The 284-nt window shown below is 63.0% G+C and carries 1 pseudogene; it reads left to right on the top strand.

Going from position 1 to position 284, the window contains the following annotated elements:
* Positions 1-284 (top strand): annotated as a pseudogene (locus HY29_RS19320) (alpha-L-fucosidase); the annotation flags it as partial.

The following is a 284-nucleotide window of genomic DNA, read 5'->3' as shown; positions in this document are numbered from 1 at the left end:
CCGGACGGCCTGACCAATGACCGGTGGATTGCGCCGGACGGGCAGCTGCCGGAGGGGGCGTTTGACAAGCCGGAGGGACTGACGGGCCTGTTGCCGCCTATGCCGATGGTGTGGGATGCGCGCACGCCGGAATATGGCATGTTCGACCGTATGCTGCCCTTCCTGTGGGAAACGACACGGGGCATGGGGCACTCATTCGCGTATAATCGGAACGAGACCGATGCGGACTATATCAGCCGGGACGGGATCGTCTCGATGCTGGCACGGTCTGCCTGTTTCAATGG

Origin of the sequence: Hyphomonas beringensis, from assembly GCF_000682755.1 — a bacterium.
In the GTDB taxonomy this organism is placed as follows: Bacteria; Pseudomonadota; Alphaproteobacteria; order Caulobacterales; family Hyphomonadaceae; genus Hyphomonas; species Hyphomonas beringensis.
Note: the sequence above shows the minus strand (reverse complement) of the source record. Positions and strands in the feature narration are given on the sequence as shown.